Annotated in this window: 7 protein-coding genes; 5 read left to right on the top strand and 2 right to left on the bottom strand. The window is 42.4% G+C overall.

Annotated features, from left to right (window positions below):
* On the top strand, positions 1-326 hold a 326-nt coding region (locus tag HP456_RS16930), incomplete at its 5' end, for a ferritin-like domain-containing protein (RefSeq protein WP_172253259.1).
* A gap of 43 nt (positions 327-369) precedes the next feature.
* Here HP456_RS16930 and HP456_RS16925 read toward each other — a convergent pair.
* On the bottom strand, positions 370-2,646 hold the full coding sequence (locus tag HP456_RS16925) for a helicase C-terminal domain-containing protein (protein WP_312857787.1): 2,277 nt from the start codon (positions 2,644-2,646) through the stop codon (positions 370-372).
* Positions 2,647-2,858: 212 nt separating this feature from the next.
* Between HP456_RS16925 and HP456_RS16920 the strand changes: the two genes are divergently transcribed.
* Positions 2,859-3,458, top strand: a complete 600-nt coding sequence (locus HP456_RS16920; RefSeq protein WP_172253255.1) for a YczE/YyaS/YitT family protein — start codon at positions 2,859-2,861, stop codon at positions 3,456-3,458.
* Between the two features lie 575 nt (positions 3,459-4,033).
* Here the strand turns inward: HP456_RS16920 and HP456_RS16915 are convergent.
* Entirely contained in the window at positions 4,034-5,083 is a 1,050-nt protein-coding gene (locus tag HP456_RS16915) for an ATP synthase beta subunit C-terminal domain-containing protein (protein WP_172253253.1), read from the bottom strand.
* 257 nt (positions 5,084-5,340) lie between these two features.
* Here HP456_RS16915 and HP456_RS16910 point away from each other — a divergent pair, with 257 nt between their 5' ends.
* From HP456_RS16910 to HP456_RS16900, 3 genes are all read left to right on the top strand, one after another.
* Positions 5,341-6,276 (top strand): glycerophosphodiester phosphodiesterase family protein, encoded by a 936-nt coding sequence (locus HP456_RS16910; RefSeq protein WP_172253251.1) that lies wholly within the window; start codon positions 5,341-5,343, stop codon positions 6,274-6,276.
* Between the two features lie 185 nt (positions 6,277-6,461).
* Positions 6,462-6,788, top strand: a complete 327-nt coding sequence (locus HP456_RS16905) for a cyclic-phosphate processing receiver domain-containing protein (protein WP_172253249.1) — start codon at positions 6,462-6,464, stop codon at positions 6,786-6,788.
* A 127-nt stretch (positions 6,789-6,915) separates the two neighbouring features.
* Positions 6,916-7,647, top strand: a 732-nt coding sequence (locus tag HP456_RS16900) for an aromatic acid exporter family protein (protein WP_172253247.1), incomplete at its 3' end; no start/stop codon positions are given.

Raw genomic sequence — 7,647 nt, 5'->3', positions numbered from 1 at the left:
ATCGTCAGGTATTAAAGCCTTTCTTTGAAGAGGAAATTCCTGATGAACAAGGACACGCATTATACTTAGCAGAAAAAATCAAGACACTGGGCGGAGACCCTACTACGACACCTGCTCCTGTTAAACAGACAGATGATGTAAAGGAAATGCTTGAAGAAGGCCGCAAAGCGGAAGCAGATACGATCGAACGATACAAAAAACGCAAGGAACAGGCTGAAGAATTAGGATTGACTGAACTTGTCATCAAGCTTGAAGATATGATTGCGGATGAAACGCATCACCTTGAAGAATTCGACAGATTGTTAAAAGATCCATCATTCAATTAATAGGATAATAAATGGCCGCTGATCAAGCGGTCTTTTTTACATTCTATTTTATGATTTCAAATGGTGTCCATTCATCCGGAAGCAGGGCTTTATATTTTTGGGTTAAATATCGATCGTCGATCAATCTCAAAACACCGCTGTCTTCTTCTGAACGAATCAGCCTTCCCCCTGATTGGAACACTTTATTTAATCCAGGATACACATAGGCGTAGTCAAACCCGTCTTTCCCCTGCTCACTGTAAAATTCTTTCATGATATCCTGTTCCAAACCAATCTGAGGAAGTCCGACACCGACGATAATGACACCATTTAAGCGATCTCCCTTCAAGTCGATGCCTTCAGAGAAGATCCCACCCAATACGGCCATTCCAATCACGCGCCTCCCCGTATCTGGCTGAAAACATTCCAGAAATGCTTCCCTCTCCTCTTCACTCATATCCGCTTCCTGCAGGAGAAACTCGGCTTCAAGCGAACACTGTTTTAATTCCTCATATGCTTCCCTCATGTATGAATACGAAGAAAAGAACACAAGAAAATTACCACTGTTCTTCAAATAAGCATCAGCAATCGATTGGACAATACGCGGCAAGGTTCGCTCTCTGTCCCTGTAACGTGTCGAAACCGGATCAATCTCTACCTGCCATTGTTCTTTTTCAAAAGGAGAAGGAATAAGGAACCGATAGTCCCCTTCATTTCCTCCCAGTTGTTGATAATAATAAGAAAAGGGATGCAAGGTAGCGGAAAAGAAAATGGAAGAGTGATATGGTTTCGTTATCCCCGCCAGCAGGTTTGAAGGATCGATGCAAAAGAGCTTTATCCCAAGATCCTTAGCTGAGGAGTCAAGAACAAAACGGTGTTCACTTGAGTAAAGCCTGGATATCCGGATGAAACTCAACGAATCGAAGTATAACTGAAGAAAGGTTTGTGACCATTCCTTCCCCGGCTCACCAAGACATTTCTCAGCAATTTCAACAAAAGCCTCAATCTCTTCCGTAAACCCCTGATCCATTTCCTTCCTCCACTCTCTCTCGCCTTTCATTTCTTTTTTCATCGTCAGAAAATGTTTGTTAACAGCACTGATGCATTTCGATAGAGCTTCATGTTCTTTATAAAGATTCTTCACCGATAAGAATGATGATCTCGTCAAAGATGCCGAGAACATCTCCCTTCCCCTGTTCACCAGATTATGTGATTCATCAACCAAAAGCACGGTCTTTTTCTTGCTTTCATCGTTCAATCTCTTCAAGGATACTTTCGGATCAAAAATATAGTTATAGTCGCAGATTACCCCGTCCGTCAAATAAGAGAGGTCAATCGAAAATTCAAAAGGACAAACCTTGTGCTTCAGAGCATAACGCTCGATAACCTCTCTGGTCATGCTCGTTTCATGACTTAGGATATCAATGAGAGCACCGTTGATCCTGTCATAGTATCCATCAGCAAATTCACAGTACTCTTTCTGGCATTTGGTTTCTTCTTTAAAGCAGATTTTATCCCTTGCAGTAATCGTGACAGAGGTGTGGCGCAGCCCTTGTTTTTCAAGTAGCGCAAGAGCCTCCTCTGCAACTGTCCGGGTGATTGTTTTCGCTGTTAAATAAAACCACTTCTCCGCGCCTCCGCCGTCCGCTGCCTTTATTGTCGGAAAAAGAGTAGAAATAGTCTTGCCAGTTCCTGTCGGCGCATTTGCGTAAAGAGATTTTCCTTCATTGATCGTTTTGTACACTGCTCCTGCAAGCTGTTTTTGACCTTTTCTGAATGCCGGATACGGGAAAGAAACAGCAGAAACGCTATCTTGATACTTCTCTCGGTTATTCACAATCACCTTTGCAAAGGGAGTAAAAGACAGAAGCGTGTTCCGGACGGTTTCTTCAAGTTCTTTGACAGTATAAGTTTTTTCAAGTACTTTCACTTGTTCTGTATCTATTTGGATATACGTCAGCTGCACATCGATGAAAGCCAGATTTTTTTCTTTAGACAGGAGGTAGGCGTAGCACTCCGCTTGAGCCCAATGAACACGGGCACCATTTTCTATTTCAGATAGGTCTTTGGAAGTGGATTTGATTTCATCGATTTTCACTCTCTCCTCATCATATAAAATCCCATCGCAGCGCCCTTCCAATATGTAAGAAATGTCTTCTGATATGAATTCACCTTTAAGAAATACCTCTTTTTCATCTCCCTCTTTATAACCTTTTTGCAGAAATTGGTGCAGCCTTGTTCCGATTGTCATCGATGAACGGGCTTGAAACCTCAAGTCGATGCTGCCTCCTTTATAAACGAATTCGACCAGTTCTCGTACTGATACCTTCACCTGTTCCACAACGTCTCGCCTCAGCTTTCTTTTAGGCTCAATTTTGTAATAAGACCCAGCCTGAATATACTTCGCATTTTCCAGGTGACCCGTGAGCATCCTCACACGAGATCAACACAATATTTAACAGGGCTTTCTTTCCAAAAAACACTTCTACTATAGTTGGACAACTCATATGGATGATAGTAGACATGTTATTGAAGCGATCGGAGGATACTGGAATGAAAGTAAGATTCGCCTTTTACTGTATCGGACTCATTTGCCTTTCTTTGGGAGTCTCTCTCATCATTAAAGGAGATCTGGGGGCAGCTCCATGGGATGCGCTGGCCGTAGGGGAATCTTACATACTTCACCTAAGTATCGGGATATGCATCTTTCTCAATGGCTGCATACTGATCGTCATCAATGCATTATTATTGAATGAAAGGATTCAGTGGCTTGCAGCACTCTCGATATTCATCATCGGGATGATGGTCGACTTTTGGATAAAAACAGGGCTTTCACGCATCGAGCCTATCGGTTTTATACAACAGCTTTCTTTTGTGATTGCGGGGATTTTGATCCTTGGCACGGGGATTGCCATCTACCTGCAAGCGAAGCTTCCATCCAGCCCGATGGATACATTCATGATCGCAATCCACCGCCGTTTCGGCCTCAACCTTCGAAATGCCCGCCTTCTGAACGAAGCAATCGCCATTACACTTGCCATGCTGGTACACGGAGCAGTCGGCATCGGCACAGTCATCGTCGCCTGCACCCTCGGTTTCATCATTCATTTCTTCTATCCTATCATGGAACATATGTACGGTAAATGGGATTGAAAAAAATGGCATGGTCCGGTAAACTACTGTCCTTCCAAAAATAAAAAAGAGGGTGGGACAAAAGTGTTTTAGTCTAAGTAAAACCCGAACTGATTTGCCTTCTTACAGGCAAATCAGTTCGGGTTTTTATTTTGTTCAATGTACATTTAGATTTTAGCTCTTTCCAGCGGTTGATTGGAGTGCAAGACGAAGACTCCTGCGGGGAGAGTAGCTTATTGGAAAAGCGGAAGGGCTTTGCTCAGAGGCGGGTGGCATAAGACGAATCGTCCTGGAATGCGCACTTTGCCTTCTTGGTCGGTTTGGCTTAGTCATGTGCCTCTAAGCCCTGCAGCTAGACAAGTGAGACCCCGCAGGCTTGCCGAGGAGACTCACGGGCTCCCCGCGGAAAGCGAAGTCTTACACGGAAATCATTAGCGGTATTAAGAACATACACTGAAATTGTTCGTCTTTATGTCGTGGTTTATTCGTTTTGTCCCTGCCCCTCCCTTCCATCATTTCCTTTTTTTATCAAAAAATCCACAGGAACGGCCAAGCACTGCACTATACCTGACTAAGTACTGACACTATCTCGATTACTAACTTACTTTCCCCTTAAACTTTAACTCTGCCGGTTTGAGATGATTGTATTCGCCTGAAAGGATTTTTTCAATGTCATTGATACTTTCCTTTACGGACACACGTGCTCCTTTGATGCGCGTAAATTCCTCCGCCACATAGAACGGCTGACTGAGATAGGCTTCCAGTCTTTCCCCGATCCTATAAAGCTCAAGATCTGCTTCGGGAAGTTTATCTTCTCCGAGCGAGTTTAATAGAACCCTAATCTCTTTGTAGCGTCTTAGAAGCTTCTTCGCATTTCGATTTACTGCATTATGACGATCCTCCAATGTGTCTTCTTCCACTAAGATGGAGGTCGACTGAACCGGGTGGATGGCAGGATAGATGCCCCGGCTGGCGAGATCGATATCGAAATAGCACAGTGTATCAAGAGGACCATACGGATCATCTTCATCCACTGCCGTTCCACTTGGATCGAATAAAATCGTCGTGATTTCAGGGTAACCTTCCGCTTCAAATCGTTCTCTCAATTCGTACAGATCTCCGGAAACCACAAATGACCGATCGACCTGCAGCACCACTTTTTCTTTATCCTCCCTTAGAGATACTTCAGCAAATGCATCTTCGGCCGAATGTACTTTCGCATCCACAAAGCCTTCAAGGTCACTTATACCCATGAATTCCCGGTCAGGTGTAAGCAGAATCGTCTCATATCCCTCTTCTCTTAAATTTTGTGTGATCTCAGCCAGGACGACCAGTTGGCCGACCTGAGCCCTTGCAACAAATCCATTGATTCCACCTTTTACGATTGGAGCAAATAAATCAATCGGTTTGATCCCCGTTTCAATCATACTTAATTTCCCTCCTTGAATAATCAACTCATCCAGTGAACAATTTGCCAGATTGGCTAATGTAACCAGGGTCCTTACTTCTGCACGCCCGACCGATATCTTACCGGTACAAAGGTTTGAAACAGTTGCCGGTCTCAATCCGACTGCTTTAGCGGCTGTCGTTAAATTGGGGACACGGCGGCGAAGCAATGAAACATTCAATGATAAGCTATCCTGCATAGGAAAACACCTCCTTACTTTATAGAGTAATATTTATTACGCTGAAAATCAATATATTTTTCTTATTAGAGTAATTTTTTTACTTCATAAAGTAATTAATTCTTAAATATTCACGATCTTCAGCTGAATACACTACATATTCTGCGGCAATCAAGAGCATATAAATTTTAAAAACCATTCATTTCCGCCCGCCTCCCATAATAGATATTAAGGAAGAAGAATTCACTTGAACTACATTAAATAAAGGATGACATTCTATGAATCTTAAACTCGGAAATCCTATTAGAAAAACAAGCAAATCAACTTTCATGATTGTGTTTATCCTTTTTACGGTTTGTTTCTTCAGCATTGCCTATTTAATGCCTCCGGAAAAAGGACAAACCCCTCCGTTTTTTGACAATGTACATAGTAAACCGCTTGTGATCGCCCATCAAGGCGGCAAGCTTCTCGCTCCGGGAAATACAATTGATGCCTTTCAACACGCTGAAGATCTGGGTGTGGATGTCATTGAAATGGATATACATATCACCAGGGACGGACATCTTGTGACCATTCACGATCCCACAGTCAATTCCACTACTGACGGGAAGGGAGCAGTTGCTGATTACACGTTAAAAGAACTGCAGCGATTAGACGCTGGCTATGCGTTTCAGGACGCTGACGGCGAATACACGTATCGCGGCAAAGGAGTTTATATCCCTGCACTGGAAGAAGTGTTTCAGCGCTTTCCCCATATGAAAATGAATATCGAAATCAAGGATGACAACCCGCGTGAAAGATTAGATGAAATCACGGAGAAATTAATGAATTTGATAGAGGAATATGAAATGGAGAGTAATGTTCTTATCGCATCTTTTGACCAGACCATCATCGATCGGTTTAAAGAGCAGTCTGAAGGACGTGTCGCCGTGCAGGGTGGAACCGAAGAAGTTAAAAAATTTGTTATTCTGCACAAACTTTTCATGAGGAATCTTTATAAACCGAAAGTGAACTCATTTCAGCTTCCGCTGCAAAAAGATGAAGTTGATTTAACAGATACCCGATTCATCAAGGGTGCTCAAAGGTTGAATATTCCTATACACTATTGGACCGTGAATGATCAATACACTATGAAATTGCTGATCAAAGCCGGTGCTGACGGGATTATCACAGACCGGCCAGATCTTTTACTGAAGCTTCTTGAAAAGAATTAGAAGGGATCGGGGCAGGAAGTTGCATATCTTCTTCAAATTCAAATAGATTTCCAGGCTTCCAATACAATGCATATATCATACTTGTAAAATAATGTTACACATCCAATGATTCTTTATGCCTATATAAGTATATCCCCAGGTTTGTTACGGTGAAGATAAGTCAAATCAACGAAAGTAGACTAATTATGACAGTAAATGTTTTTTTAGATGATTATCGACACTGTCCCCAAGGCTACATTCTGGCGAAAGACATCGATGAATGTATCGATTTGCTTGAGAAATATTCAATCTCTCATCTTTCACTGGATCATGACTTAGAATGCAAAACTAGAAACGGTCTTATGCTCGTACGCTACATGGTGAAGCACAAGTTATTCGCTGAATTCATCACGATACACTCGGCAAACTCTGTTGCCGGAAAGCAAATGTTCAAGTATTTGAAAGAGGCCCAGAATGAAAATCTGATGCCCGGGACGATCCGAATTTCACTGCGTCCTTTACCTCTTAGATAATTTCATATTTAAGAACTGTTCAATTAGGACAGTTCTTTTTTTGATTTTTTTAAGCCCTTTTTCTTTTCCACCTAAACTTCTTTATAATGAAAACAGAAGACTTATATTCCAGAAAGGGAAATAAACGATGGATTTCTTAAAAAAGTTCAGATTTGCCGGCGGAAGAATCGCTAAGACAGGGATTGCTGTTTTTCTGACCGCTTTTATCTGCGAGCTATTAAACTGGCCTGCAATGTTTGCGGTCATTACAGCGATTGTGACAATAGAGCCTACAGCAGCGGACTCAATCAAGAAAGCGTTCATACGATTTCCTGCATCCGCAATCGGTGCTTTATTCGCAGTCCTCATTTCTCCCTTGCTTGGAGATCATGCCATTACGTATGCGCTTGTTGCCATATTGACGATCATTGCCTGCCATAAGCTCAGATTGGATGCAGGGATACTAGTCGCTACATTGACTGGAATTGCCATGATCCCGACGATCCATGATCATTACATAGCGACATTCTTTACCAGACTGGGCACGACCAGTTTGGGATTGATTGTTTCTACATTAGTGAATTTATGGATCCTGCCTCCGAAATACTCAGCTATTATCAGCAGGAACATTCATGATTTGTATGTGAAAACAGGGAATCTCTTGGAAAAAAGAGGACTCGAAGTTCTCCAAAGCCAATCCTTGCATCGCGACACAAAATTTATTTTCAATGACATCACTCGGGAAATCGATAAGACGAATACCCTTTGTGACTATCAGAAAGAAGAAATGAAGCTGCACCGTTCCAGCCGAAAAGAGCTGCGATGCCTTCATCATCAATTTAAAAAGCTCAATCTTTTACGGCAGATTCATTTCCACATC

Origin of the sequence: Bacillus haikouensis (genome assembly GCF_013179555.1) — a bacterium.
GTDB lineage: Bacteria > Bacillota > Bacilli > Bacillales > Bacillaceae_B > Rossellomorea > Rossellomorea haikouensis_A.
The sequence above is the reverse complement of the archived record's forward strand: the minus strand, read 5'-3'. Positions and strand labels throughout refer to the sequence as shown.

Bases quoted from the DNA above. Each gene is read 5' to 3' on its own strand.
- HP456_RS16920 (WP_172253255.1), top strand. From the start codon at position 2,859: ATGAAAGTAAGATTCGCCTTTTACTGTATCGGACTCATTTGCCTTTCT.
- HP456_RS16915 (WP_172253253.1), bottom strand. From the start codon at position 5,083: ATGCAGGATAGCTTATCATTGAATGTTTCATTGCTTCGCCGCCGTGTC.
- HP456_RS16910 (WP_172253251.1), top strand. From the start codon at position 5,341: ATGAATCTTAAACTCGGAAATCCTATTAGAAAAACAAGCAAATCAACT.
- HP456_RS16905 (WP_172253249.1), top strand. From the start codon at position 6,462: ATGACAGTAAATGTTTTTTTAGATGATTATCGACACTGTCCCCAAGGC.